General features: G+C 47.3%; 20 protein-coding genes. 6 read left to right on the top strand and 14 right to left on the bottom strand.

Features of this window, described 5'->3' with window-relative positions:
* Positions 1 to 162: 162 nt before the first annotated feature.
* Positions 163 to 1,089, bottom strand: coding sequence for a zinc dependent phospholipase C family protein (locus ACZ5PW_RS01665; protein ID WP_464557448.1), 927 nt, complete (start codon positions 1,087 to 1,089; stop codon positions 163 to 165).
* 40 nt (positions 1,090 to 1,129) lie between these two features.
* Complete coding sequence (locus ACZ5PW_RS01660; RefSeq protein WP_464557447.1) at positions 1,130 to 2,521, bottom strand: phospholipase D-like domain-containing protein; 1,392 nt, start codon at positions 2,519 to 2,521, stop codon at positions 1,130 to 1,132.
* A gap of 435 nt (positions 2,522 to 2,956) precedes the next feature.
* On the opposite strand from ACZ5PW_RS01660, the gene ACZ5PW_RS01655 reads away from it, so the two are divergent.
* The 3 genes from ACZ5PW_RS01655 to ACZ5PW_RS01645 are packed head-to-tail and all read left to right on the top strand — an operon-like array spanning position 2,957 to position 5,646.
* Positions 2,957 to 4,123 carry a cyclic nucleotide-binding domain-containing protein gene (locus ACZ5PW_RS01655; protein WP_464557445.1) on the top strand — a complete coding sequence of 389 codons (1,167 nt, stop codon included), beginning with the start codon at positions 2,957 to 2,959 and terminating at the stop codon, positions 4,121 to 4,123.
* Positions 4,120 to 4,896, top strand: coding sequence for a motility protein A (locus ACZ5PW_RS01650; RefSeq protein ID WP_464557443.1), 777 nt, complete (start codon positions 4,120 to 4,122; stop codon positions 4,894 to 4,896). The genes ACZ5PW_RS01655 and ACZ5PW_RS01650 overlap by 4 nt, the downstream gene beginning before the upstream one ends.
* Positions 4,897 to 4,908: 12 nt before the next feature.
* Positions 4,909 to 5,646, top strand: a complete 738-nt coding sequence (locus ACZ5PW_RS01645) for an OmpA/MotB family protein (RefSeq protein ID WP_464557441.1) — start codon at positions 4,909 to 4,911, stop codon at positions 5,644 to 5,646.
* 284 nt (positions 5,647 to 5,930) lie between these two features.
* On the opposite strand, the gene ACZ5PW_RS01640 is transcribed toward ACZ5PW_RS01645, so the two are convergent.
* From ACZ5PW_RS01640 to ACZ5PW_RS01630, 3 genes are all read right to left on the bottom strand, one after another.
* The gene (locus tag ACZ5PW_RS01640) at positions 5,931 to 6,917 is read right to left on the bottom strand and encodes a glycosyltransferase family 2 protein (RefSeq protein ID WP_464557440.1); all 987 of its coding nucleotides are present in this window, start codon (positions 6,915 to 6,917) and stop codon (positions 5,931 to 5,933) included.
* Positions 6,917 to 7,786, bottom strand: coding sequence for a ChbG/HpnK family deacetylase (locus ACZ5PW_RS01635; RefSeq protein ID WP_464557438.1), 870 nt, complete (start codon positions 7,784 to 7,786; stop codon positions 6,917 to 6,919). Before ACZ5PW_RS01635 ends, ACZ5PW_RS01640 begins: the two co-directional genes overlap by 1 nt.
* A gap of 97 nt (positions 7,787 to 7,883) precedes the next feature.
* Positions 7,884 to 8,099, bottom strand: coding sequence for a flagellar biosynthesis anti-sigma factor FlgM (locus tag ACZ5PW_RS01630; protein ID WP_464557437.1), 216 nt, complete (start codon positions 8,097 to 8,099; stop codon positions 7,884 to 7,886).
* 268 nt (positions 8,100 to 8,367) lie between these two features.
* Between ACZ5PW_RS01630 and ACZ5PW_RS01625 the strand changes: the two genes are divergently transcribed.
* Both ACZ5PW_RS01625 and glf read left to right on the top strand, forming a co-directional pair.
* Positions 8,368 to 9,369 carry a glycosyltransferase family 4 protein gene (locus tag ACZ5PW_RS01625; protein WP_464557435.1) on the top strand — a complete coding sequence of 334 codons (1,002 nt, stop codon included), beginning with the start codon at positions 8,368 to 8,370 and terminating at the stop codon, positions 9,367 to 9,369.
* A gap of 96 nt (positions 9,370 to 9,465) precedes the next feature.
* On the top strand, positions 9,466 to 10,599 hold the full coding sequence (gene glf, locus ACZ5PW_RS01620; protein WP_464557433.1) for a UDP-galactopyranose mutase: 1,134 nt from the start codon (positions 9,466 to 9,468) through the stop codon (positions 10,597 to 10,599).
* A 381-nt stretch (positions 10,600 to 10,980) separates the two neighbouring features.
* On the opposite strand, the gene ACZ5PW_RS01615 is transcribed toward glf, so the two are convergent.
* From ACZ5PW_RS01615 to ACZ5PW_RS01585, 7 genes are all read right to left on the bottom strand, one after another.
* Positions 10,981 to 14,013 (bottom strand): efflux RND transporter permease subunit, encoded by a 3,033-nt coding sequence (locus ACZ5PW_RS01615; RefSeq protein WP_464557432.1) that lies wholly within the window; start codon positions 14,011 to 14,013, stop codon positions 10,981 to 10,983.
* Positions 14,010 to 15,119 carry an efflux RND transporter periplasmic adaptor subunit gene (locus tag ACZ5PW_RS01610; RefSeq protein ID WP_464557431.1) on the bottom strand — a complete coding sequence of 370 codons (1,110 nt, stop codon included), beginning with the start codon at positions 15,117 to 15,119 and terminating at the stop codon, positions 14,010 to 14,012. The genes ACZ5PW_RS01615 and ACZ5PW_RS01610 overlap by 4 nt, the downstream gene beginning before the upstream one ends.
* A gap of 63 nt (positions 15,120 to 15,182) precedes the next feature.
* Positions 15,183 to 15,764, bottom strand: coding sequence for a TetR family transcriptional regulator (locus tag ACZ5PW_RS01605; RefSeq protein WP_464557429.1), 582 nt, complete (start codon positions 15,762 to 15,764; stop codon positions 15,183 to 15,185).
* Positions 15,765 to 15,838: 74 nt separating this feature from the next.
* Complete coding sequence (locus ACZ5PW_RS01600; protein ID WP_464557427.1) at positions 15,839 to 16,357, bottom strand: OmpA family protein; 519 nt, start codon at positions 16,355 to 16,357, stop codon at positions 15,839 to 15,841.
* Between the two features lie 205 nt (positions 16,358 to 16,562).
* Positions 16,563 to 17,411 carry a 3-methyl-2-oxobutanoate hydroxymethyltransferase gene (gene panB, locus ACZ5PW_RS01595; protein WP_464557426.1) on the bottom strand — a complete coding sequence of 283 codons (849 nt, stop codon included), beginning with the start codon at positions 17,409 to 17,411 and terminating at the stop codon, positions 16,563 to 16,565.
* A gap of 195 nt (positions 17,412 to 17,606) precedes the next feature.
* Positions 17,607 to 18,293: a LexA family transcriptional regulator gene (locus ACZ5PW_RS01590; RefSeq protein ID WP_464557424.1), complete on the bottom strand. Its 687-nt coding sequence runs from the start codon at positions 18,291 to 18,293 to the stop codon at positions 17,607 to 17,609.
* A 506-nt stretch (positions 18,294 to 18,799) separates the two neighbouring features.
* Entirely contained in the window at positions 18,800 to 20,191 is a 1,392-nt protein-coding gene (locus tag ACZ5PW_RS01585) for a sensor histidine kinase (protein ID WP_464557422.1), read from the bottom strand.
* Positions 20,192 to 20,345: 154 nt separating this feature from the next.
* On the opposite strand from ACZ5PW_RS01585, the gene serB reads away from it, so the two are divergent.
* Positions 20,346 to 21,557 (top strand): phosphoserine phosphatase SerB, encoded by a 1,212-nt coding sequence (gene serB, locus ACZ5PW_RS01580; protein ID WP_464557420.1) that lies wholly within the window; start codon positions 20,346 to 20,348, stop codon positions 21,555 to 21,557.
* 77 nt (positions 21,558 to 21,634) lie between these two features.
* Here the strand turns inward: serB and ACZ5PW_RS01575 are convergent, their stop codons facing one another.
* Positions 21,635 to 22,651 carry a DUF1848 domain-containing protein gene (locus tag ACZ5PW_RS01575; RefSeq protein WP_464557418.1) on the bottom strand — a complete coding sequence of 339 codons (1,017 nt, stop codon included), beginning with the start codon at positions 22,649 to 22,651 and terminating at the stop codon, positions 21,635 to 21,637.
* 69 nt (positions 22,652 to 22,720) lie between these two features.
* Positions 22,721 to 25,606, bottom strand: coding sequence for an insulinase family protein (locus tag ACZ5PW_RS01570; protein ID WP_464557415.1), 2,886 nt, complete (start codon positions 25,604 to 25,606; stop codon positions 22,721 to 22,723).
* Positions 25,607 to 25,700 lie beyond the last annotated feature (94 nt).

The following is a 25,700-nucleotide window of genomic DNA, read 5'->3' as shown; positions in this document are numbered from 1 at the left end:
GTCCACACCATTAAGGGATAATAATGGGTTTCCTGAGAACTTAATTCGAACTTTTTAGATTTAAGGCGACTTTTTGAGTGTTTTTATCTCTAAAGTTAGAATTTAATTCGTGGTGGTGCGGAGTATATGTGCAGGTGAAGATGGTGGTCTATCCAATGATTATCAATAGTCCGGGAAGCCGTGTCTCGGAGGATTTGAGGCTGATTTATAGAGCATCTCGATTCCAGAAGGCTGAGGAAGCTCTTTTATGTTCCTGTCTATTTGGAATTTTGTTGAGGTCTTGGCCCTGCGCCTGAGGGTATTACGTATTCCATTTTCCTTGGTGGCCAGTGCTATATTCCGGCTGCCGATGGGGTCAAATCCTAGTGCGGTGGCCTGCTCTGGATCATTCAGGAGGTCTATTACCAGACGGTATGAGTAATCAAGGACCGAGTGCAGGTAGTCGGTATGATAAGCGGGAATCACTTTCTTTGAAAAGTTGAGGGAGCGGGTGACGGTCTTGTATTCAAGCAGCCCGATAGTCTGATGGAATACGCCTTTTTTCAGGAAAAAACTTAACTTGCGGGCATCCATATGCTTTCGAAGCGTCAGATCCGCTTCTTTATTTGCTTGCTTGAAAAGTCTGGTCGCCTGCTGTGCTGACCAGTTAACCTGATCGTCCGCGAGCATTTCAATATATACATGGGTCAGCCTCCCGCCGCCGGGCGCTTCCCGCATCAAATTGGGTACGTAGTAGTTATGGGCCACTGTATCTGCAGCCAGATGAGAGAGGTAGCCAAGGGAGTAGGCTTCAAGGTGGGCCTCGTCAGCTTCACTGAGCAGTCCGAAACCTGTTTTCCAGTTGTGGCTGTGTTTGCGCTTCGCTTTACTCCCCTTACCGATGAAGATGTCCGCACTCAGGCAGCCATATAAAAAGATTGCAGAGTTCGCTAGCAGCAGGCGGGCAACTTCAGCAGGCAGGGCTTGGGTGTTTGCAAGTACGGCATTTCCTATAGCCATGTGCACTCCCGGTCCCCATGCATAGCCGGCTGAGGCAAAGCCGAGGACCGCTGCTATGGATGAGAGCAGGATCAATAAAATTTTAGTCATCCTGATAATGTAATTCCTGCTGGCCACGGGTCAAGGGCAACTATAGCAGGGGGGCGACAAGACGGGCCATGCCTTCAACTGTATCCCGGAAAAATCCAACTTGATCCGTGCCCTCACTGCTCATGTTAATTAAGCCCCTTACCCAGTTATGAACTTCTTCAACATCGGGTTCGGAGTATGAGAACATTACAATCTCGTAATTCAGGAAAAGGCTGCGCATATCCATATTGGCAGAACCCACTACAGCAAGGCGGTCATCCACAACCACCACCTTGGCGTGTACCATATGCGGATATTTGATGATTCTGCCGCCACAGTCTTCAAGTTCACGGAGATGGGTTCCCCGGGCAAGGTCCGGTATGCGGTGGTTTGATTTGGCTGGAATCACGACCCGGACATCAACACCACGTTGAGCCGCAAGGCGAAGGGCCTGCGCGAGGGCTTCATCAGGGACAAAATATGGAGTCACTATCCAGAGCCGGTTATCGGCTGTGAAAGCCGCGGTCAGCAGGGCGTCATGTACAGGGTCGCGGGGTACGTCAGGTCCTGAAGGAACAACCTGCATGACTCCTTTTCCGCTGACAGCCGATCCTTCGGTGCAGGGAGGAATTATGTTCACTTTCTCGCCGTATGCGAAATACCAGTCCGATTGGAAAACCTCTATGTAATGTCGAACAGCCGGACCGCGTAAAACAAATGAAAGGTCAGTCCAGCGGTCTTCACACGGCTCGGGGCCTATATATTCATTGGCAATGTTTGTGCCCCCGGCAATGACTGTCTTCTGGTCGGCAATAGCGATTTTGCGATGGTTTCTCAGGTTGCTGTTGCCATGGAAAGGAGCTCTGAACAGGGGCATGAAATAGCCGACCTTACCTCCGTTATCGATCAGTTTTTTCAGGAAACGGCGGGTGGTGAACATGGAGCCGATATCATCAAGCAGAAGCCGGACTGTAACACCTTGCGCGGCCTTGCGGGCCAGCCTTTCCATAATGTCTCTGCCCACCTCGTCCCGTGAAAAAACATAGGTGGCAATAAGTATCTGGTGCTCGGCGTTTTCAATAAGATTTACCAGTTCGTTGTATATATCTATTCCGGTGGGGCAGAGATACACTTTGTTACCGCCAGTAGCGCCCGGAATTCCGTATTCGCGCAGCAGGCAGTCAATGGGATCGGCTTTTTCCGGTGGTATGGTTTCCTGTACTTCAAGGTGGATGTCATCTTTGGTATGCGCATCCCTTTTAAGTTTCCTTCCTCCGAAAATAAGGTAGAGGGGAACGCCTATATAGGGGGCGAATACAATAGCCATCAGCCATGCGAAAGCCGCGGATGAGGTCCGCTGCTTACGGAGGATGGACATAACCAGAATGGCTGCGAGAATGAAGCCGCCTACAACGGAAAGGTGGCCTATCAGGAGGTTCAGCTCAGTTGTCATAATACTGTTCCGAGATTGTATAAACTGTTTGAAACATATCCTAAAAACAATTCGAATGCCCAGACCTTAACAGGATTACCCGCACTTCGTAAGTAAAATAAATATCCTCAAAGGCTTATATTTCAGGTAGCTAGAGCCCGTGACTTTTGGTGAAAAGGAGGTTGGTGATTCCTTAAAAGACAGGATTAGATTCAGGAATAGATCTTGAGGATGGTAAAAGCCATGATGGTCATTATTGTTATAATGTCAACTATTCTTAGCCCTTTGAAGCGGGTGTATTGTTCTTTATAATAATATGATATAGGTTACTTGGTGAACCGTGGATTAAGTTTGATTCAATAATGCCTATCTGCGGTATAGATGCAGCTGATTTCCGGGTCTTAATTGTATTTACCCATATGTAACCTTTCTTCAGGGCACTTTCAGGAGAGTTTAATGGGGTCCAGTAGTCCTAATATCAAGTCTTTTTACAGGGGGCAGGAAATTTTCAAGGAAGGTCAGGAGAGTTCCGTCGCCTATATGATCAAGAAAGGCTCGGTTAATATTTATAAAATCCTGAATAATGAAAAGATCGTTCTGGCAAAACTTGGCGAAGGCGAGATTTTCGGTGAGATGGGCATTATTGCCAAGGGAAACCGGTCCGCCAACGCGGAAGCTGCTGAATATTGCGATCTTGTAATTCTTACTGACCAGATCATCCTTAAGCTTCTGGACCAGTGTCCGCGAACCATCCAGTACATGACCCGCCTTCTGGTAAAAAGACTGGCCCGTACCGGGGATATGATTGCCCCCAAGGGACACCGCAATAATTTTACCAGTATCTGCCATATACTTGATCTTGCCTACAGAACCCACCTGAGTATGGATCGTGAACAGGCCCGTAAAGAGCGCAATCATGATCTGGGATTAGAGTACAGCAAGCTGTGCAAGAAGATAAGAGATATCATACTTGTTTCACAGGCGGATATCGATTCCGTGATGAACAAGCTTAAGAGTCTCAAAATGATTGAGGTCATTGACCTCCGCACCGGAAAGGCTTTCCCCGACCGCTTTATTCAGATTGCTGATCCGGTCAATTTTATCGAAGTATCCACCAATCTTTTCAAGGAATTGCAGCAGAGTGCCTTTACCACCACATCCGAGCTGCAGGTGGTTGATATCTATGAAATTGCTTCCATGTTGGAGAGTGATCCCAAGATTATTTATAAAAAGATTGGTCAGGAAGATTTTCCTGAAACCATGTTCATGTTTGACCGTAAAAAAGTTCAGGAGTGGGCCGCGGAGAAGGAGCCTGATTATTTCAGCAAGGTTGCACGAAAGAAAAAAGATATATCTGAACTTGAGGAGATAGAAGACATCGTCTACGTTGACAATGCGACCCTGAAGGAGGTGTTCACTCGCCTGGGTTATCATAAGCTTGGTCTGCTTATGAGTATTGCCGAGGAGGAGGCCCGCAAGAAAATACTATCCAACCTTGCCAAAAAGATAGCCAAGGTAGTTGAAGATGAAGTGCGGGAGCATGTTGACGAGGCTGAAGCTGAGGATGCGGTAAGCGAGCTTTTTGATATGGTCAGGGAGATCAAAGGGGGGGAAGCTAAGTGAATATTGCCACCATAATCGGTATTTTTTTCGGCATGGCTATTCTGGCAGTGGCGACTTATACATCAACAGATTCTGTAGAGGTCTTTATCAACCTCCCTGGAATAGCCATTGTTGGCGGTGGAACCATTGCCGCGACTTTTATCTGTTATCCTTTGCGTGAGGTTATGCGTGTTCTTAAAGTCTTCATGATGGCTATGGGGGCGGATGAGTTGCCTCTCGAGAACTATATCAATGTTATTGTAGGCCTGTCCAAGCAGGTGGCTTCCAAGGGAGAAGAGCATCTCGAAGGAAGCTTGAAAAAGATAGAAAACGATTTTCTGCGGGAAGGGCTGCAGATGCTTGTGGACGGTTATTCCAAAGAGGAGATCAAGGAGATTCTCGACAACCGTATTCAGCAGTACCACGAGCAGGAGTACAGTGCCGCAGGTATTTACCGTACCATGTCCACTCTTTCTCCCGCATTCGGGATTATCGGGACCCTGATTGGTCTTATTGCCATGATGCAGGGAATGGGAGACGATATGAGTTCCATCGGACCCGCAATGGCAACCGCTCTGACCACCACTCTTTACGGCGCGCTTTTCGCCAATATGCTCTTCATGCCCATCGCTATCAAGGTAGAAAAAAGGATTGATGATATTACTCTGCTGATGAGGGTTGTCCGTGACGGTATTTTGTTTATAAAAGACAAGACTCCTTCTGCAATTGTTATGGATAAGCTCAAGGGGTACCTGCCGCCGCGTAAGTGGGCTACCGTTAAAGCTAAAAAGTAAGCGGAGGAAATCATGTCTGACGATTTCCAACTGAAGAAACGTTCAAGTGGCGGAGAAGAGGGTGGCTGGGCTTTGACCCTTGCCGATATGATGACTCTTTTGCTTTGCTTTTTTGTCTTGATGCTGGCTATTGCTGATGTGGACCAGAATAAATACAAATCAGTATCCGAATCCCTGGCTCAGGCGATGGGGGTGGATGTTCAGGGGCGTAACCCAGAAGCTGCAACCGGCAGCGCACGCATGTCCATCAGCCAGAACCAGCGCAATATCTTTGAGATGCAGCTTGAAATGTCCCGTCTTGTCGGGCGTGAGACTGATGCCCTGAAGATCAAAATGCGGCCTGATTCCGTGGCTATTATACTTAAAGGAAATTTCTTTTTTGGAAGCGGTAAGGCGGATCTGACTCCGGGGGCGATAAAAGTTCTTGAACAGATTGTGCCGACCCTCGCGAAGTCACCATATGACATTGTTGTGGAAGGCCATTCAGATAATATCCCCATGAAGTCCAGCCAGTTCCCTTCCAACTGGGAATTGTCATCCGCAAGAGCCAGTGCAGTTGCGCGGTATCTTCTTAAACACGGTTTCAATAAAAAAAGGATAAAAGTAATGGGCATGGCAGATACACAGCCCATGTATCCCAATACTGATGAAAACGGGAAGGCCATTCCCGAAAATCAGCGAAAGAATCGCAGAGTGACTCTTCTGGTGTTCCCACCGAAAGTTAAGCCTCAAACAGGAACTGAAAAGTAGATTTATTTTGTTCTCCGAGGGCCCTTCGGGGACCAGAGAAACCTTTGAAAAGGTTTCTCTGGACTCTTCCAAACTTTTTTAAAGGGGCTTCGCCTCTTTGCTTTGGCAATAAGTATAATGTATGAAGCCCGCAATATTATGAAACATTGCGGGCTTTTATTCTGAGCATTTGAACTTGTGAGTAGCGACAGCCAATTAAAAGTTTTTTGGAGAGTCCAGAGGCCCTTTTTTTCAAAAAAGGGTCTTTGGTCCCCGAAGGGCTCCCGGAGAGCCGCCGGAGGCTCTTAATCTTTTGTTCGCTCGGCAAGACCTTGTGAAACAACTTCTCTTATCTGGTATGTTTTGGTCCCCATGACTGCATCATAGGTATTCGCCAGTGATTCGAGAATAAAGCCGGTGGACATGAATCCCAGCGAACTGAGGTAAAGCAGAATGCAGCCCATGAACGGCGGGCGGGTTCCCATGTGCACACCGAAAAAAACTTTTTCATAAAGCAGCCAGACCATGATCAGTGAAGAGACGAGAAACAGCAGCAGACTGATGCGTCCAAACAGATATATAGGCCTTTGTTTGAATGAAGATTGAAACCAGAGCATAACAATATCGAACAGAACATCGATGGAACGGGCGAGTCCGTAGTGACTTTCCCCTGCAAAGCGTGGCGGTGCTGAGATAGGCACTTCCGAGGTTGATCCGCCCATTGCGTATACAAGCGCGGGAATGAGCCTGTGCTGTCCTTCCCTGAGAGTCATGGAGCGGGCGAGTCTGCCTTTGAGAACGGACAGTCCGCCCATATCTCTGACCTGACAGCCGCTGGTAGCGCGCATGAGGTAGTTTGCGATTTTACTGGGAAGTTTGCGTTTGATCATGGATTCGCCACGGTTTGTACGACAGCCGGAAACAAGATCATAGCCTTTGCGTATCTCTTCGATAAGAGAAGGAACTTCTTCCGGCTTGTGTTGAAGATCTCCATCCATGATTACTACATAGTGGCCTTTGCTTTCCTGAATACCCGCGTAGATGGCAGTGCACTGACCACGGTTTCGGGCAAGCATTATCCCCCTGAGATGAGGGTCGTTCACAGAAAGCTCACGGATTATATCTTCCGTGCAGTCTGTGGAGCCGTCATTTACGAGCAGGATTTCATAAGTGGTATTCATTCCCTGCATGGCGGCACTGATGCGGCTGTGAAATTCACGCACGCAGCCTTCCTCATTATGCATCGGGGTTACGATGCTGACTTCAATTTCCTGATGTTTATTCTCTTGCATTATTTTATATCTCCGCTGAGGGGATCAAGCTGTCCGTAATTGACGGGAGTTGCCCCGATTTTTTCAAATGTATTCAGCCATCCATTGTTTGACAGTGATCTGTACTCCTCCTGCCATTGGGCTTCGACCCGCATGGGGCCGAATTCGGAAGGCAGTGGACCGTCCATATTGTCCGGCTGTCCGGGATGGCAAACAATCTCTACTATATCTGGATTGTATTTCTCGACATACTGAGCAAAAAGTTCCGGGCGCAGTTGTTCTTTCTGATCACCGATACCCCATACACAGCCTGCTGTTTTTGGATCTTCCGGGGGAAAGCTGCCAGCAAGACAAAGCTGCAGAAATCTGGTTCTCAGCATGCTTTTATCAAAGCGGTTCATCGGGGTGTGCTCAAAAGGTCTGCGCATCCATTTAACACCGTATCTGTATGCTAGTCTGGCAGCCAGATTATAGAGCCCGGGCCAGGCATGGATATGTTTCTCGCTATCGAAGTGGGTAAGTCTTATGTTATGATCAAGGAGGTACTCAATCTGGGCGGACCATTCGGTTTCAACCTCGGCCAGACTGATGCGTCCTGTTATGTAGCGCAACAGCAGGGATGTGTAGTTTCCGAAAAGAAGACCGTCATCATCCACAAGACTGGGGATATGGTCGGGATTGGATATGGGTTTTCCACGCAGAAGGTTAAGGTGAGCCCCGAGTCCGAGGCGGCCTTCATGCTTATCCTGAAGCAGCACAGATTCGGATATGTCCGGCCCGTTGGCAAGCACGGTGGAGGAGGTTACTACCCCTTGTCCGGCCAGTTCATCCACGGCCCTGCGCACTGCAGGATGCAGCCCAAGATCATCCACATTGATTACAACAAACATTATACCTCCGGTGTCAGACCCGGGAGTCTAATTATATGTTGACCGAAGGTAAAGAGGATTGATGTTAAATTGTTCGTGGACGTAGTTTTCTTCAGTTTCAGTGAAAACTTTCAGGGGCCATTTTGCCTTTAACCAGATTTATGGCTATCTCTCCTATGGACGGGCGGTATTTTCCGCTTTGAATCTGCGCGCGAAGTTTATTGAGACGTTCCTTCTTTTCGTCCTGATCCTGATTTTCGGAGGTTTCATCTTCAAATGCTCCCGTTGTGCAGGATAGCCATATTCCTTTGTGTTTATTTTTGTCGAAAGCCATCTCCCCTCCCGGAGTAATTTTCAACGTTGATGATTGTGTTGTTAATTTTCATATCGGCCGGATCTGCCGGATATTTAGTCTGACGCCGAGGAAAATAAGACGTGTTTTTGTTGTTATAAGCATCTGAAATAAATATCTAAAATTGTAATGCTGAGCGTCTTGCCGAAAAAGATCTGGTAATGTAATCAGTTAGGGAAGAGCCCTTTCGGGGTTATTTTATATTATCCATCTTTTATAACTTCCTGAACTTAAATATTATTTTAATTGAATGACCAAAAATCCCAGAATTATATTTTTAGCCCAGTCAGGGGATGATCTGCCCAGTGTCCGTTTCAGAGTGCTTCCTTATGTGGAAATAGGGCAGGCTAAAGGCTGGAATGTCACTGCCCGGCGTATTCCGAAATCATTCTTCAAGCGTTTAAAATTTTTTGCCGGGCTTGGCAGATATGATGCAATTGTAATTCAGAAAAAATTGTTTTCATCTTTTGAGCCTGTCCTTTTGAGACGTAAGTGCGGAAAGCTTGTTTTTGATTTTGATGATGCCCTATGGACATACCACCCAAGCACGAAACCCGGGCCGAAAAGGGATGCCAGATCCGCAAAGGACAGCAAGCGGCTGACCCGGCAATGTGCACAGGTTGATACTGTGATTGCCGGAAATACATATCTTGCTGATAGGGTCTCGGGGTGTGCGAAGGAAATAAGCATAATCCCGACACCTCTTGATACGGATAAATATGTGCCCGGTATTTTTGACCGCAACCGTTCACAGGTGGGGTGGATGGGAACATCCAGTAATCTGTTTTTCATTGATGATGTGCTGCAGGGATTACGGCCTGCCCTTGAATCCGATCCGGCGTTGATCATTTCAAACAAGGAGTATCGAGGCCGGGGAGCTGATTTGGTCCGCTACGAAGACTGGAGTGGTGAGCGGGAGGTGGAGCAACTGCAATCCATTGATATCGGACTGATGCCCCTTACTGATGACGAATACACAAGGGGGAAATGCGGGTTCAAGCTTTTGCAGTATATGGCCTGCGGAGCGGTTCCGGTTGCTTCTTCCGTCGGCTTCAACAAGGAGATTATCGAAGACGGCATAGACGGCTTTCTGGTAAGTTCTCCGGAGCAGTGGCATGAGAAGATAAGTATGCTCAAATCAGATGCGGATTTGCGGGAGAGAATGCGGAACGCAGCCCGCGAAAAGGTTGTCACTAAGTTCTCACTTAAGACTGCATCTGAAAAATTGTGGCAGGTCCTTGGAGTATCCTGAGCTTTGCAGCCGTTTTTAAGATTGCCGGAGTGAAAGCCGGTTACAAACGTCCCTACTACTTCCTTTTGACTAATAGCGAAGCCCACGGAGGCATTGATGGCCGAATTCGACTATAAGCACGTGATCGCAGGAGCCGGAATAACCGGATGCACCATTGCCAGACGTATTGCTGAAGATCTGGGAGAGAGAGTTCTGGTAATAGACCGTCGTGAGCATATCGGTGGGAATTGCCACAGTCATATAGATCCTCAGAGCGGAGTAGAAGTCCACAGTTACGGCACTCATATTTTTCATACTACCGAGAAAAGGGTGTGGGACTTTCTGAATCGGTTCACGGAATTCAACAGCTACCGGCATAAGGTCGTCACCACTTATCAGGGACGTACCTATCACATGCCGGTGAATCTTCAGACCATTAATTCTTTTTTTGGTCTCAGTCTCCGCCCGCATGAGGTTGAGGATTTTATCCGCCGTAAAAGTGCAGAGGAAAACATAATCACTCCCCGGAATCTTGAGGAAAAAGCCATCAGCCTTATAGGCCGCGAATTATACGAGGCTTTTGTCAAAGGGTACACGCTAAAACAATGGGAGTGTGATCCCCGGGAACTTCCGGCGGAGATCATAACCCGGCTGCCTTTCAGGCATGGTTATGAATGTGACTACTTCACGGATCGCTATCAGGGGTTACCGTGGGACGGTTACACCAGAATGTTTGAAAGGATTTTGGATCATGAATTGATCGATGTTCGGCTTGAAACTGATTTTTTTGATATCAGGGCCGATATGTCGCATGAATGTGTTGTCTACTATACCGGTCCGGTGGACAGATTTTTCGACTATCGTCACGGAGAACTCAGTTGGAGATCATTAATTTTTGAATATGAAGTTAAGGAAGTAGCTGATTATCAGGGAACTTCGGTCATGAATTATGCCGATATTGAGGTTCCTTACACAAGAATTCATGAATACCGGCACCTGCATCCTGAACGGGAGAATACCAGCGGCAGGACACTGATTGCACGGGAATATTCCATGAAATGGAATCAGGGAGATGAGCCGTATTACCCGGTTAATACAGCAACAGACCGCAAACGACTGGAACTGTACCGGCAGGAAATGGAAAAGCTGGATAATGTTCATTTTGCGGGTAGGCTCGGGCGGTATAAATATTACGACATGGACAAGGCTGTTCTGGCTGCTTTGGATTTGGTTGATGGGCTTTATGGTTGATAGTCTTAGTTATTTTAGGAGATTTTAAGGTTTGCTGTATTTCTACAGGCTCTGATGTCTGAGGAGAGGAGCGGCAGTTATTTGGAGCTAGAACAATTCAGAGTCATTTTTGAAGAGGCATTCAGCACTTGTTCTAGTTGATTCTTATTCTTAAAACTTTCTGCTAATTAAAACCCCTGATGTCATAACTGATATCAGGGGTTTTGATATTACTGATAAAGCAGCACTTGTTTCTCAAATTGTCTTGATAATGTATGAGCAACCAAAATTTTTCTCTGTGCCAGGCAGCTAAAAGGACTGAAACTAGCGTGTTGTGTGTTCGCTTCGTTCCAGTCCTTTTCATCGCGTTAGAGCCTGATACGTTTTCAAAAGTCTGATGATTTAAGTCGGATTTTTCACTTTATAAAATAAAGCATAAAGTACCGGAACCACCAGCAGGGTGAGCAGGGTGGCAAAGGCCAAGCCTGCCATGATTGTTACAGCCATGGCGGAAAAGAAGGCATCTGTTACCAGCGGCAGCATTCCTAGAATAGTCGTTAGTGCAGCCATTGCTACCGGGCGGATGCGGCTTAAGGCGGAATCAACAACAGCACGGTATGGCTCTTTGCCATCCGCCAGATCCAGATTGATCTGGTCAAGCAGGACAACCGCGTTCTTGATGAGCATGCCTGATAGCGAAAGAAAACCCAGCAGAGCCATAAAACCGAAAGGTTCACCTGTCGACAGCAGCCCCAGAGTCACCCCTATTATCGAGAGGGGGACGGTGAGCCAGATTATGGCCGGGATTCGCAGATTGTTGAAGAGCATTACAGTCGCCAGAATCATAATCAGAAACGGTATTGCCAGACATCCAGCCAGACTGGTCTGGGCATCACGCGAGTCCTCAAACTCTCCACCCCATTCCATGATATATCCCGAGGGAATCTGCATTGCTTCAATCTGTGGTCTGAGTTCCTTGAAAAGGACGGAGGGAAGCCCGCTTACAGGTTCGCAGGAAGCAGTGATAGTGAGCAGCCTGTTGCGCGTTTTGAGCTTGCCCGGTTCAATCACTGTCTTGAATCCGGAAACAACTTCCTCTACCGGAATCATTCTTCCGGCTATGGGGCTGAATATCTGGACATCTCCTATCTGTTGAACGTCCAGTCTTTCCTTGTCCGGAGGTCGGACAACAATAGGCAGCAGCTTGTCTCCTTCACGGTAGACTCCGACATTGGTCCCGCTGAAGAACATGTTCATGGCTTTTGCAAGGTCGGGACGGGTGATGCCTGCGATTTTAGCCTGTGCCTCCATGATTACCGGACTGATGATCTTTACATCCTGTCTCCAGTCATCCCGTATGGATTCCGCTTTACCAGTGTCTCGCATGATTGCCTGAGCCTGACGGGACAGGTCTCGAAGAACTCCTGTGTCAGGTCCGCTGAAACGGACTTCGATGGACGCTTCACGTCCGGGACCTAACTTGAATTTTTTGAACTTGGCTTCCGCATCGGGGTAGTTTGCGTTAACTTTAGCCTTGTAGCGGCCCAAAATTTCATCCACGGTGCTGTAGTCTTTAACCTCCACCAGAATCATGCCGTATGAAGAGGCTGTCTTCTCTGGGGCGTAGGTCAGGATAAATCGTGGGGCGCCCTGTCCTACAAAGGAAGTAACGTTTTCAACCTGATCATCTTCAAGAATAGTCCGGGTGATTTCGTTGACATCGTTTGCCGTTGCACGGATGTCCGTTCCTTGCGGCAGCCAGTAATGGATAAAGAATCTGGGCTGTGTAGAATCAGGAAAGAAGCTCTGCTTGACGAAACCGAATCCGTAAAATGATGCGATCAGCAGAATCGCCAGAGTGGCAAGGGTTATAGTTTTTTTGCGCAGGCAGAATTCAAGGACCGTTTTATAGATTCTGAAAACTATGCCCTTATAAGGATCGCTGGACTCACTGATTTTGGGCCGCAGGAACATTTCACAGAAAAGAGGGGTGATGGTTACCGCGGTAATCCAGCTCATTGAAAGGGAGATGAACAGAACTATGAACAGTGATCGGCAGAATTCTCCTACGCTGTCGGGACTGAAGCCGATTCCGGCAAAAGCCATGATGGCGATTATCGTGCCTCCCAGCAGCGGCCATTTACTCTGTTCAACAACTTCTACCGCAGCTTCAATGCGGTCTTTACCCTGCTGGTAGCGTACGAGTATGCCTTCAATTACTACGATCGCATTATCCACCAGCATACCAAGAGCGATTATCAGTGCGCCAAGGGAAATGCGCTCAAGAGCGACCCCGGCCATCTGGATGAAAATGAATGAACTGCATATGGTTATGAGCAGAATTGCGCCGATCAGAAGCCCGGACTGCATGCCCATGAACAGCAGCAGAACTATAATGACGATTGCTACGGCTTCACCGAGGTTGAGCACAAAGGAATTTACGGCATTGTCCACCCTTGACGGTTGATAATAAACCGGGGCCACATCTATGCCTACCGGTGTCTGTGCTTCCAGTTCCATCAATTTGTTGTCGATTGCATTCCCTAGTTCAACAACGTTTCCCGAAGGATTCATTGCTATCCCAATGGCCACGGCATCACGGCCGTTAAAGCTCATCAACTGGGAGGGAGGGCTCTGGTATCCCCGGTGAATTTCGGCAACGTCTTTCAGGGGGACCAGCTTTCCTGTTCCGTCACGGATGAAAAGATCCCCGAGATCTTCGACCGACTCGATACCTCCTGAAGGTGATATTTCTATGTACTCGCGGCCCACTTTCACATTTCCGGATTCAACCACAAGGTTACGGCTTGAAAGGGTCTGATACACAGACTCCAGTGAAACTCCCAATTGAGACATGCGCGCTCGGGATATTTCGACAAATACTGTCTCCTGCTGTTCTCCCCAGACTGTTATCTTGGCCACATTATCAACCAGCAGCAGCTGCTTGCGCAGAAAACTCGCATAGTCCTGCAGATCCTGTCTTGAGTATCCGTCTCCTGTTATGGAGAGCAGTATTCCGTATACATCGCTGAAGTCGTCTACAACCACAGGGGGGCCTGCTCCCGGGGGGAGGGAGGCTCGGGAATCACTGACCTTGCGGCGCAGTTCATCCCAGACCTGGGGCAGGGTGTCTTTGTCGAATTTATCCTGTACTTCAACTGTTACAATTGACTGTCCCCGGTTGGAAATAGATGTAACCTTTTTGAGTTGTTTGAGCTGCTGGGCCGCGCTTTCTATTACATCAGTGACCTCGTCGGCTACCTCGGAAGGATTCGCGCCGGGGTAGGATGTAATAACAAGGGCCTCCTTGATGGTGAACTCCGGGTCTTCGAGCCGTGGCATATCCAGAAATGCCTTAATTCCCCCGAACAGGAAAACAATGGTCAGGACCACAGAAATAGTTTTCTTTTCAATGGTCAGTCTTGCAAGACTCATCCCCTGCCTCCGATCCTGCCCTTGAGTATTTTAACTTCCTGCCCCTCACGAAGATAGTGTGCTCCGGCAACGACAACCATTTCTCCCGGACTGACACCTTTGTGTACTTCGAAACGGTTGTTTGTTATCCGGCCGATCTCAACAGTCCTTTTCTGTACTTTTCCATCCTTGTATATCCATACAAATTTGTTCCGGTCCGGGTAACCTACTACCGCCGATATGGGCAGAGAGACAGAAGTCTTATCTGCTTTTTCCGGGAGAGTAGCTACAACTTCAGCAGTCATGCCCGGGTGAATGTTTAGTCCGCTCGGGTTATGCATTTTGAGTGTTACTTCATAAGTCTGAGTTTCAGCGCTGGCTTTGGTTTGAAACTCTTTGATTGCCAGTTTGAACTGTTTTCCGGGATAGGTCTCGAATCGTGCATGGGAGTTGATCTTATCAGAATCCTTCATGCTGAATCCACGGACCCAGACTTTTTCAGGAATATCCACAACAACATCAAGGGCCGAAGTATCTTCAAGCTGGACAATGGGTTCCTTGGCCTGAACAAATTCATGGTTGTCAACGGATTTGACTGCAATGGTTCCGCTGAAGGGTGCAGATAGGCGAGTGTATTGAAGATTGAGTTTCGCTCTGCGCAATTCCTGAATCAGTGAGTTCACATTGGCTCTGCTGGTTTCGAATGAGCTTTGGGCGGCATCAAATGCCGATTGCGCGATAGTGTCTGAATCCAGGAGTTTTTTGTTGCGTTCAAAGTTGAGTCCGGCTTCTTTCATCACAGATTTGGCACCGCGAAGCTTTGCTTCAAGGTCTGCAACAGCTGCCTGAAAATCTCTCTGATCCAGAACTGCAATGACTTGTCCTTTTCTGACAGAGTCTCCTTCTTTCACCAGAAATTTTTCAATTTGGCCGGCAACCCTGAAAGCCAGTGTCGCTTCCCGGGTCGCTTTCACTTTTCCCGGGAATGTGCGCAGTTCAGGGTCATTCCTGTCAGTAATCTCCATGACTCTTACCGGGCGTACAGGCTGTTTTACCTGCTCTTCTTTCTTACATCCGGCAACGATGATAATTGCAGTGAATATAAAGAGGAATAATTTGGTCCGCATTGTGTCCTCCAAGTGTATTATTTAAACTAATCAATCAGTTGATTAGTTTAAAGTTAAAAAAAATTACTTCCAGAGTGCGGGACTGCCGTGTTTCAAAAGACTGGCGACAACTTTCTTGTATTGATCAACTTTTATGTCGTCATCAATGTAGGCCCCACCACCAAGAAGGTAATCGGAAAAGATCGTTCCCAGCACAGCGGTAAAGGTAATATCCTTTATATCTTCGGATTGATCATGTTTAGCCCCGGTTCGTTCCAGAAAAGCGGCAAAGATACCCCAGCAGGTGGAGTAGAGATTATCGCGCATTTCCTGCAGTTCAGGGCTGTCATGATTGAGTTCCCGCAGGCCCACAAGATAGATATTGCGGTTTTCGCGTGCATCATTGATGAACATTTCAATGTTGCGGTCCACAAGTTCATAATGGTCGGCTGACATCTCCATAGAAACTTTGACCACATCAATAACCCGTTCACAGAAAGTGGAAAAAATATCTTTGAGCAGTCCTGTTTTGCCCCCGAAGTAATAGGAAATCATTGCACTGTTGACTTCTGCTTCAGTGGCGATATCGCGTATCCCGACCGAGTTGAAAGAACGTTGAGCGAAAAGCAGTGCCCCTGCATTGAATATTTTTTCTCGTTTTGTCATGGGAGGGTTGTTAATCATTTGATTAGTAAAAGTCAATCAAATGATTAAAGGATAAAGAAGCTCTTGCCGGAACACTATTGAAAAAGGCTGTTTCCTACATCTGCAGGTCCCTTAATTTCCGGAGATTTACTGGAGGTATTGATGACTTCAACCCTCCGGTTAAGAGCTCTGCCTTGGGAGGTGTTGTTCGGGGCTATGGGGCTCTTCTCTCCCATACCTTGAGCGGTTATTCTTGAAGGAGAGAGATTGTAGGTTTCGACAAGATAGTTTTTGACTGATATGGCCCGGTCCAGACTCAATTTGCGGTTGTATTCATCAGCACCGGAGGAATCTGTGTGTCCTACAAGTGTGATCTGCATATGCTTTCCTTCTCCGGAAGTCAGGGCCTCACCAAGAGCATCAAGGAGGATAAGTTTTTTTCGGTCTATTCTGGCGGAATTAACTTCAAATTCAATCTGCAGAAAGGCACGCCCTTTATCCTCGGTCAGCATATTTAGAATTTCATCAGCGTTGTTTGCGAAACCGATTTGCTGGGAATGGACAGACGGAGCCCAGAGAAGAGTCATAATAAGAGCCAGAATCGCCTTTTTCATGAAAGCCTCCATAGAATCTTCTTTTTGCAGACAAGATTAACCTTTGGGGTTAAAGGGTGCAAGGTTTTTGCTGATTCCGGTTACAGGTATAAGAAGAAGGAATTCAGCCGGAATTATGGACATGAAAATGCAGATTCGATTGTATAATAAAAAGGCCTTCGAAAGTTTCCGAAGGCCTCGAAAGAGTGTGCAATATTTTTTGTTTTTAGATGCGTTCCTGGAGAAGGGCTATAAACTGCTTCAATTCATCGCTATCCATCTTGCTGTAATTGTTTGAAGACGGAAATGCGCCTTTTTCAACTTCATCAACATACGTTTTGATTGCATTGATACAGTCTCCGCGCAGTTGTGCATATTTTTTTACAAACATTGGCACAAAGCGGTCAAAAAGGCCGAGAATGTCGTGGTAAACCAGTACCTGCCCGTCTGTGTTGGGGCCAGCTCCGATTCCTATGGTTGGTATTGACAGGCGGTTTGTGATTTCTGTTGCGACTTCATCAGGAACTGCCTCAAGAACAATGGAGAAGCATCCTGCTGCTTCCAGCGCCAGAGCTTCCTCCACAAGAGCCGCCGCGGACCTTGCGTTCTTGCCCTGAGCTTTGAACCCTCCGAAGCGGGCTACATGCTGCGGGGTGAGACCTATGTGCCCCTGAACCGGGATTCCGGAATCAGTAATTGCTTTGACGTGGTCGAGAAAGGGGAACCCGCCTTCAAGCTTAACCGCACGCGCACCGGTCCGGCTCAGAAATTTTCCCGCATTTTCTACAGCCATCTGGATTGAAGGCTGATAGGCCATGAAAGGCATGTCTCCGACAATCAAAGGTCTGGTAGCTCCACGCGAAACGGCTGCAGTGTGGTGCAGCATGTCGTCCATGGTCACAGAAAGAGTGTCTTCATATCCCAGAACCACCATGCCTAAAGAGTCTCCCACCAGAATCATATCAACTCCGGCTTCATCGGCGATCTGGCCGGAAGGGTAGTCGTAGGCGGTTACCATGGATATTTTACGCTGTCCTTTCAGGGCAGTTATGGTCGGGGCGGTTACTTTTTTCATTGGTTTACCTCATTTAACTATCGTTCTTCTGTAAAGATAGAGGCGGAAGCGGTTTTATACAGGCCTCTGTTCTGGCGGAGCGATATGAGCAATTACCCGCGATACAGTCAAGGCACGTGAAAAAAATATCACTCTATTAAAAAAAAAGGCCCACCATAAAGGCGGGCTCTAGAATACTTTAGAATGCAGTAATGTCTATATTTCCTGCATTACCCAGACAACTCTTCCAACAACGAATTTTTCCTGATCTTCTACTGCAATATACTGTTCAGGGTGCTGTGGGTCTTCTGGGCGAAGGATGAATCGTGAGTTCTCGGGATCGAAAAATACTCTGCGGATAACCACTCCCTGATGGGGAACATGGACAGCGTAAATATCCCCGGCCATGAGTCTTTTTTGGGAGTCATCGATCCCGGCAAATGCATCGCGGCGGATGGCCGGTTCCATGGAGGTCCCTTCAACCTTGAGAACTACGAGGGAAGATCTGTAAAATGTTTCGGGAATGTTGAGTTCTGCAACCTGTTGTGGTTTCCATTGTTCTGCGCTTACATCTTCGCCGGCCATTGAAGAAACAGGTACTATTCTTCCTCTTGACTGAACCTGACCGTATTGAGCAGTTGTTTCGCTGAGGATTGTGTCTGCAGAAATTTTACCTTTACCCGGCTTGAGATACACCGGTTCAATGCCGTCAGACAGCCACTCAGGGTTCAGACCATGAGTCCTGTACAGCTTGATATACCATTCAGCAGGAATTGAGCTCCTGCGTTTGGCGTCTGAAATACTGGACTGTCGTATATTCAGAATCTCTGCAAGCTGGACCTGAGTTCTGGTGCCTGTAGCTTTTTTTATTCTTTCCAAACTTTCATCGAACCACTTTGACACGCCACTTACCTCCTGCGAAGCAATATAAAAATAAAAAGATATGAATCTGCATAATAGAGAGTAGATCTATGCAGGAAAGTCTATGATTAATTTCCTACAAAAAAGGTCTTGATAATACTAAACTAAATACAGCGTTACCACGAATTTTAAAAGTAGCAAAGAATTTATACGCTGCATGAGATTAATGTAAAACAACACTGACAATGCAAGTTCTGTAAATTATTTTAGTGTTGTTTTCTAATCATAAGCTTGGATGTTGTAGCAATTTAATATAAAATAGGTTGCTGCAATAGGTTGCTGTTATTAAGCTGCTTGAATATTCACTCTCTGTTTCATATGATTTTTTCAATATATAAAAACAAGAGGCAATTCGAATTGTTTTGCTGAACTAATTTGGCCTGATATCTAAAAATGGTTTTATTATTTTATTTTCCAGTTATTTAATGCGGGTCGTTGATAATCTATTTTCTTATAACTCTCTACAAGAAAAAACACAGGCAATGTTCTTACATATCACCGAAAGGCAGTATGAAATAAAAGTTGTTTCCGCCTTTGTGGGGCTCATATCCAACCTCGCCGCCGTGAAGCTCAACAACCTGCCTTACAAAGAACAGTCCATGTCCGGAGCCATATTCATTTCCTACATTCGCACTGCGAAATCCCGCCTGAAAGAGTTTGTCCCGGTCTTCTTCGGATAAATGCGGCCCGGTGGTGAACACATTGAGTTTCAATCCATCCCAGCCGTTGTTGAAGTAATTGTTAACCATCTGCCACCCGTAAGCGGTGAATTTGTCACGTCTGCCATCCGGCATGCATGCTTCACGAGTATATTTAACCGCATTTGAAAAGAGGTTGGCGTAGACCTGTGATATAAGTCCTACGTCCGCAACAATGCGTACTTCCTGGTCCGGGACTCCACCCATACTCATGTCCAGCCGTATGCCGCGTTCTTCGAACCTGGAACGGTATCTGTCAAGTTGAGGCTCGATAATCTGCTTGAGAAGGTTGCAGGGGCGTTTTTCAACTATGTAGCGCCCTTCTTCAAAATGCTGGCGTCTTAGAAGTGTTTCCAGAAAAAGGCTGGTCTGTTCATAATGCGTATGAATCTCATTGAACTGTGAAACAAGGCCTGTGTATAGCTCTTGAAGATCATTTCGAATCTCGGACTTATCCTTCATTTCAAGGCTGTCTTCAAGGCGTCTTAAATTTTCTATTCTGTCTCGCAGTCGGTTGTAAAACAGCTTGAAGTACATGTTGGGAACAATAACATTATGCCCGACGTCTTTGACCAGATTTCGGACAAAATCAAGATGCTCCTGTCCCTTGCGGCGCAGCAGTTTGTTATGAAGCTGAAATCCGACTCTGTTGATGAATTTTTCAAAAAAAAGGGACTGGTGCGCCGATAGGTTGTCTATCCTGTACAGTTCGAAGCAGCCGATAACATCTCCTGCGGGCTTGAACGGCAACTGGTCCACAAGCTCGATATTGCCACGAATCGGAATGAACAGGTGGCGCGCCCGAAAAGTTTTTTCCAGCGGGACTGAACTGCAGATAGGCCCATTTTCTTCGGTTCTCCCGACCGGGACAAATTCATCGGGGCCGATGGCCAGATAAAGACGGCATTCCAGATCAAAGAGGAATTTAGGAACAGCTGTGCATACTGTGAAGAATTCTTCAAGTGTGTCGAATTCCTGGGCCAGGTCAAAAAAGATCATAAGTGCCCGTTTTTCAGTGGCTGAAAAACTGTAGTCCTTGTAGTCATCCATCTTTTCATGGATGCGCCGTTGGATAGAGAGCATGCGTTCAGGGGTGGGTTCAGCGGTAATATGAAATCCTTCCCCAAGCATCCCCGTGGGCTCAAAAGAGTAAACATCTGCATTTTTTTTGTGGTCTGCCATAATTAAACCCTTATAATATGAGATGCTGTATCATACGGTGCTGGGCAAAAAGGAGCAAGGTGAATAACATTTTTTGTCTGGTAGGTTTCAATGTTTACTGTACATGAATTTTATGCCAAAGTCCGCCATCATATCTACTATTACGGAAAAAAACATGCCTCAAATCATTCTCATTCAAATTTCCGGCGAGGATAAACCCGGTCTGACCTCTTCCCTTACAGGTGTTCTGGCGGGTTATGGCATCGATATTCTTGATATCGGCCAGAGTGTAATTCACAACCAGCTTGTGCTGGGCGTTCTTATTCGTATTCCCAGAGAAGCGGAGTCTGCCCCCGTACTCAAGGACATAATGTTCAGAGGGTACGAGATGGGGGTCAAGGTCAAGTTCCGGCCGATCAAAGGGGATAACTACATGGATTGGGTCAACGCTCAAGGCAAACCCAGACATATTGTTACCCTGGTGGGGCGCAAGGCAAGCGGATCGGCTATTTCCAAAGTCGCAAATATAATTGCGGAAAACGATCTCAATATTGACATGATTCATCGTCTTTCGGGGAGGATCCCCATGGAAGGTGAACCGGCTCCTCGTCATTCCTGTATTGAATTTTCAGTTCGTGGAACCCCCAAGGATCTCGATCTTATGCGGGCCAGTTTTCTGACCATGGCAACAGAAGAGCAGGTGGATATAGCCCTTCAGGAAGACAATGTTTTTCGCCGCAACCGCAGGCTTGTGGCTTTTGACATGGACTCCACGCTGATTCAGGCCGAGGTTATAGATGAACTTGCCAAAGCTGCCGGGTCCGGAGAAATGGTAAGCTCCATAACCGAGTCGGCCATGCGCGGGGAGATCGACTTTCAGGAAAGTCTTCGTCAGCGTCTGGCAACCCTCAAGGGATTGGATGAGTCGGTTATGGAAGATATTGCCCGTAAACTGCCGATTACCGAAGGTGCGGAGCGCCTCATCTCGAATCTCAAAAAGTTTGGGTATAAAACAGCAATTATCTCAGGTGGTTTTACCTACTTTGGTGAGAAGTTGCAGGAGCATCTGGGTGTGGATTATGTTTATGCCAACCGTCTTGAAATTAAAGACGGCAAGCTCACCGGAGGCGTGATAGGCGATATTGTGGACGGAGCCAAAAAAGCGGAACTGCTGCGCAAGATCGCTGAAAAGGAACAGATAAGCCTGCAGCAGGCCATTGCAGTAGGTGACGGAGCCAATGATCTGCCCATGCTTTCTATTGCCGGACTGGGGATTGCCTTCCACGCCAAGCCGAAAGTGAAAAAAGATGCTCGCCAATCCATTTCTCATTTCGGGCTGGATTCCATCCTTTATCTGATCGGTTTGCGTGACCGTGAGATGGATTAGTCTTGATTTTTGTTATGTAATCAAATTCAGCTTCAACCGCAGGGGGGAAGCTGAATTTGTATTTTAAGCATCCGGAATCATAAAGGTACAATCGTTTCCGAGTGGTTGTTCTTTCGGGCCAGATTCCGTCTCACTATTTCCTCCGAAGTATTTGCATAACAGTAGACACACATGTGTCCGCAAGTGCTGTACATGCCTATGTCCTTGCTTACCGCGCAGGCGCAGCCCGGCTGTTTGCCTTTGTCTTTAGGCAGGGAGACACTTTCTCCACCGGTCAGTGAAAGCTGTTTTTCGGTGTAGCGCTCAAGAAACGATTTAAGCCTGAGATTGTTATCGCCACAGATGCGTATCAGCAGTTTATCATCAATGCATTTGTTATGACCTATGCCCAGAGGAGAGAGGTCAATGGCTTCAGCGCAGGTTGCGGGGGTAATTCCCCATTTGCGACATAGATTAGCGATGGAGCGTCCCAGTTCGAGCATTTGATCACGGCCCGGCTCACTGATTTGTTTCCCTGTACGGGCCATTGTTCTCTGGACCTTTCTGTATCTTGCAATGTCCACAAAGCTGAAAACCATTTTCTCAGTGAATGGTGCAATCTGGTCGCCGATGTGCTTGATCTTGAGAAGAATGCTGTTCGCGCTGACCCCTGCCCCAAGCACAATGGGGTCGAATCTCCAGATGACCCTGTTCCTGCCTATGCGCCCGGAAAGCTCTTTGAAGGCTGATATCCTTGAGTCCAGAGAGGGTAGGCAGGGCTCGAGTCTTTCGTCTTCGTAATCATTCAAAGTGTACTGGAAATAGTAGTCGATTCCCAGTTTATCGAATTCGTCCATATGCCTGAAGAAAGGCCGGGGATTTTTTGTCCAGAATACAAATGCCCCTGCTTTTTCAAAGCTGATATGGCTCTTCCGGCCACTGAATGGATTGATCCAGACGACATGACCGGCTTGAAGCCTGTTCATGAGCCATTGTCCGTGAAAGGCCGGGATATCTGTTGCCTGACTTGCGGATATTATGACCGGAGCAATGGCGTTGACAGTTTCCCCTTCAATATCAAGTTTGACTTTATTCCAGATCACTTTTCTTTTCACTTATGCAAAGCCCCGCCCGGAGTGGATATTCCGGACGGGGCTGTATGAATTCATTTTCAGTGGTTTCAGCTACAGCACATCAACCAGTTCCAGATCAAGTCCGGATTCCTGCATGGTTTTCTTGCTTCCGATTACAACGATGTCTCCGTGTTCGGCAACAGACTGTGCTGCTCCGGCGAACTCACGGAAATCATTTTCGCTGCATCCGAGCACCTGTTCACGTATGGACTGTCTGAAGTCAGCATTTTCATTACTGAGATAACGAACCATTGAGGTGTATCCCTTTGCATCCGGCAGCATGTAGCCGTCAATTTCCCCGATGCCGCCGAGGATCGCCTTTTCAAGCTCATCGCTGTTGACTTCAAGGGTGTTGAGATAGTTGGCTACACCATCATAGGAATCAAGCGTGCGGGTCAGGTTCGGGTCGCGGTAGGAAACAAAACTGAGGCTGCCGGATGTCCGGTCAAACATTGAGAATGAACCGTAGGCCCCACCCTGTACTCGGATTTTATCCCAGAGGTAACCGGTCCTCAGGTAGCGGCTGATAACATGTGCGGCTCCGGAATATTCATATCCATGTTCAAAAACATTGGCTCCTTTGGCAACGTAATTGACCTGAGCGGGGATGCACAGTCCTTCTTTCCTTGAAAAGGGGAGGAGCTTGCGCTGAATGGATTTATGCTCTCCGCCGGGCAGTCCTGAGACCATTTCAGTTATTGCTGGTTCGATATTTTTGAACACACCCCTGTCAACTGTTACATTGGAGAGGAGGTTTGTTCTGCTCAGAATTGTGGAGCGGATGGTCTCAAGGTCGGCTACTACGGAATCGAAATTATTCTCTATCCGGGTGGACAGGTCCCTGAGAAATTCAAGACCGGAGATTCCGTTCATGAGTTCGTTTATGAGACCTGCTTCATTGAAGCGTGCTTTCATACGGGTGGCGGCCATGATGTGTCCAGAGGGAACCAGAGACTGCTCCTTGCGGGCTTTGGATTCCAATACAATCTGGCGGATACGCTCCCTGTTATCCAGAGATGCTTCAAGCAGAATTTCGGAGAGGATTTCCAGCAGGTCGCTGGCGTGTTCAGCAGTTGCTTTACCGCGCAGGACAAAACGTGAACAGGTCTGATCCATGCCGTTAACCGGAGTGACAATGGTTCCGGGTGAAATTCCGCCTGTCTTTGCAGCCATGCGTCTGGTCATGGTGACAAAGTCGGTGGATTTAGTTCCGGTCTGAAGCAGGGCGCGTCCGAAAACGGGAAGGTAGGATACCAGTCGGTCCTCAAGGCCGGAAAAATCGAATGCCAGATCAAGGTAGACGATTCCGTTTGTATCGAGATCGTGGAAAAGCAGGCCTTCTTTTTCTTCGCAGACAATTTCTTTGCCTTCACGTTCCAGATCTTCGACTTTGAGTCTGGGGATGGAAGCCAGATCCTCCGGTGCGTCCGGAGCTTCCTGCTCTGCCTGGAGTTCCTGTGCTTTTTTGACTACGGCTGCATATTCACTGTCACTCATAGCGGAGCGGGCCTGTGCAAGGCGCTCTTTCTCTTTTGCTTCTCTTGCGGGACCTACTTCGGTATCAGGAATCAATAAAACACTTGAGCGGTAATTGTTATTGAGAAAAATCTCTTTAATGAGAGGTTCGAAGATTTTCTCTCCCTTTTCAAGGCGTGCCTTGAGTTCTGCGAGAGGTTTTTCGTAGCGGATATACTCAAGGGGATTCCCGTCATACAGCCATGAAGTCATGGCGTTGATCATTACTGAAAGCCCACGGGGGTACGAACCTGTGTTATTTTCACGCAACTGGAATTCGATTGTGTTGAGAGCCGCTTCAATATCTTCTTTTTCCACACCTTTTTCAGCAAGGTCTTTAAGTGTGGATAATATCAGTCCTTCCACTTTCGGGGCATCCCCGGTGTTTATTCCTTTGAGTCCGGTGGAAAAATAAAGCTGACGCAGTTCGTTTTCCAGTCCTACTCCCGCCAGATCTTCACCCAGACCCGAATCATTCAGGGCCTTACGCAGGGGAGAGGAGGGCAGGCCTATGAGGATCTCCTCCAGAATACTCAATTCAAGATCCGCCATTGCTTCACGCTCACGCCCGATACCGAAGTTCAGGGTGAACATTGCCTTCTGCTCTGAGTCTTCAGAGGCTGCGAATTTTTTTTCAATGGCAACTGGTTTTTCAAAAGGAGACTGAACGCCTATTTCAGAGCGCGGATCAATTTTGTCAAACTGATCAAAGTATTCTCCCAGCATAGCCAACCGGTGTTCAGGGTTATCATCTCCGTAGAAGAAAGCGTATGCGTTTGAAGGATGATAATATTTACGATGGAATTCCATGAATTCATCAAAGGTCAGGTCCGGGATCACTTCCGGGTTACCGCCTGAATCGAGTCCGTAAGTTGTGTCCGGGAAAAGTGAATTCTGTGTGGCTTCATACAGCAGGCTGTCAGGTGAGGAGTAGGCTCCTTTCATTTCATTGAAAACAACACCTTTATAGCTCAGACTGCCGTCTTCCTCGGGAACATAATGCCAGCCTTCCTGCATAAGGGTGTTCGGGGTAAGGTTCGGGAAAAAGACCGCGTCAAGGTAGACTCCAACCAGATTACGGAAATCCTGTTCATTGGGGCTTGCTACCGGGTATACGGTCTTGTCCGGATAGGTCATGGCATTGAGGAAAGTCTGCAGGGAGCTTTTGAGCAGCTCAACAAAAGGCTCCTTGACCGGATATTTTCTGGAACCGCAAAGAACCGAATGTTCAAGGATGTGCGGCAGTCCGGTGCTGTTTTCAGGAGGGGTCCGGAAGCTTATGCCGAAAGTCTTGTTTTCATCATTATTTATAACCGAAAGAACCCGGCCACCTGTTTTTTCATGTTCATATATTACTGCTTCGCCGTTGAGTTCGTTTACATGTTCGCGGGATATTTCTTTAAAGCCATGCAGATTGGTCATTTGATGTCTCCATATTTTTAGATGATGTCAGAAAATACCTAAATCAACTTTCAAAATCAATGAACTCCTGAGCTTTATTTGAGATAGAAATAAG

Source organism: Maridesulfovibrio salinus, from assembly GCF_055394525.1.
This window is presented reverse-complemented; position numbering and strand designations above follow the sequence as displayed.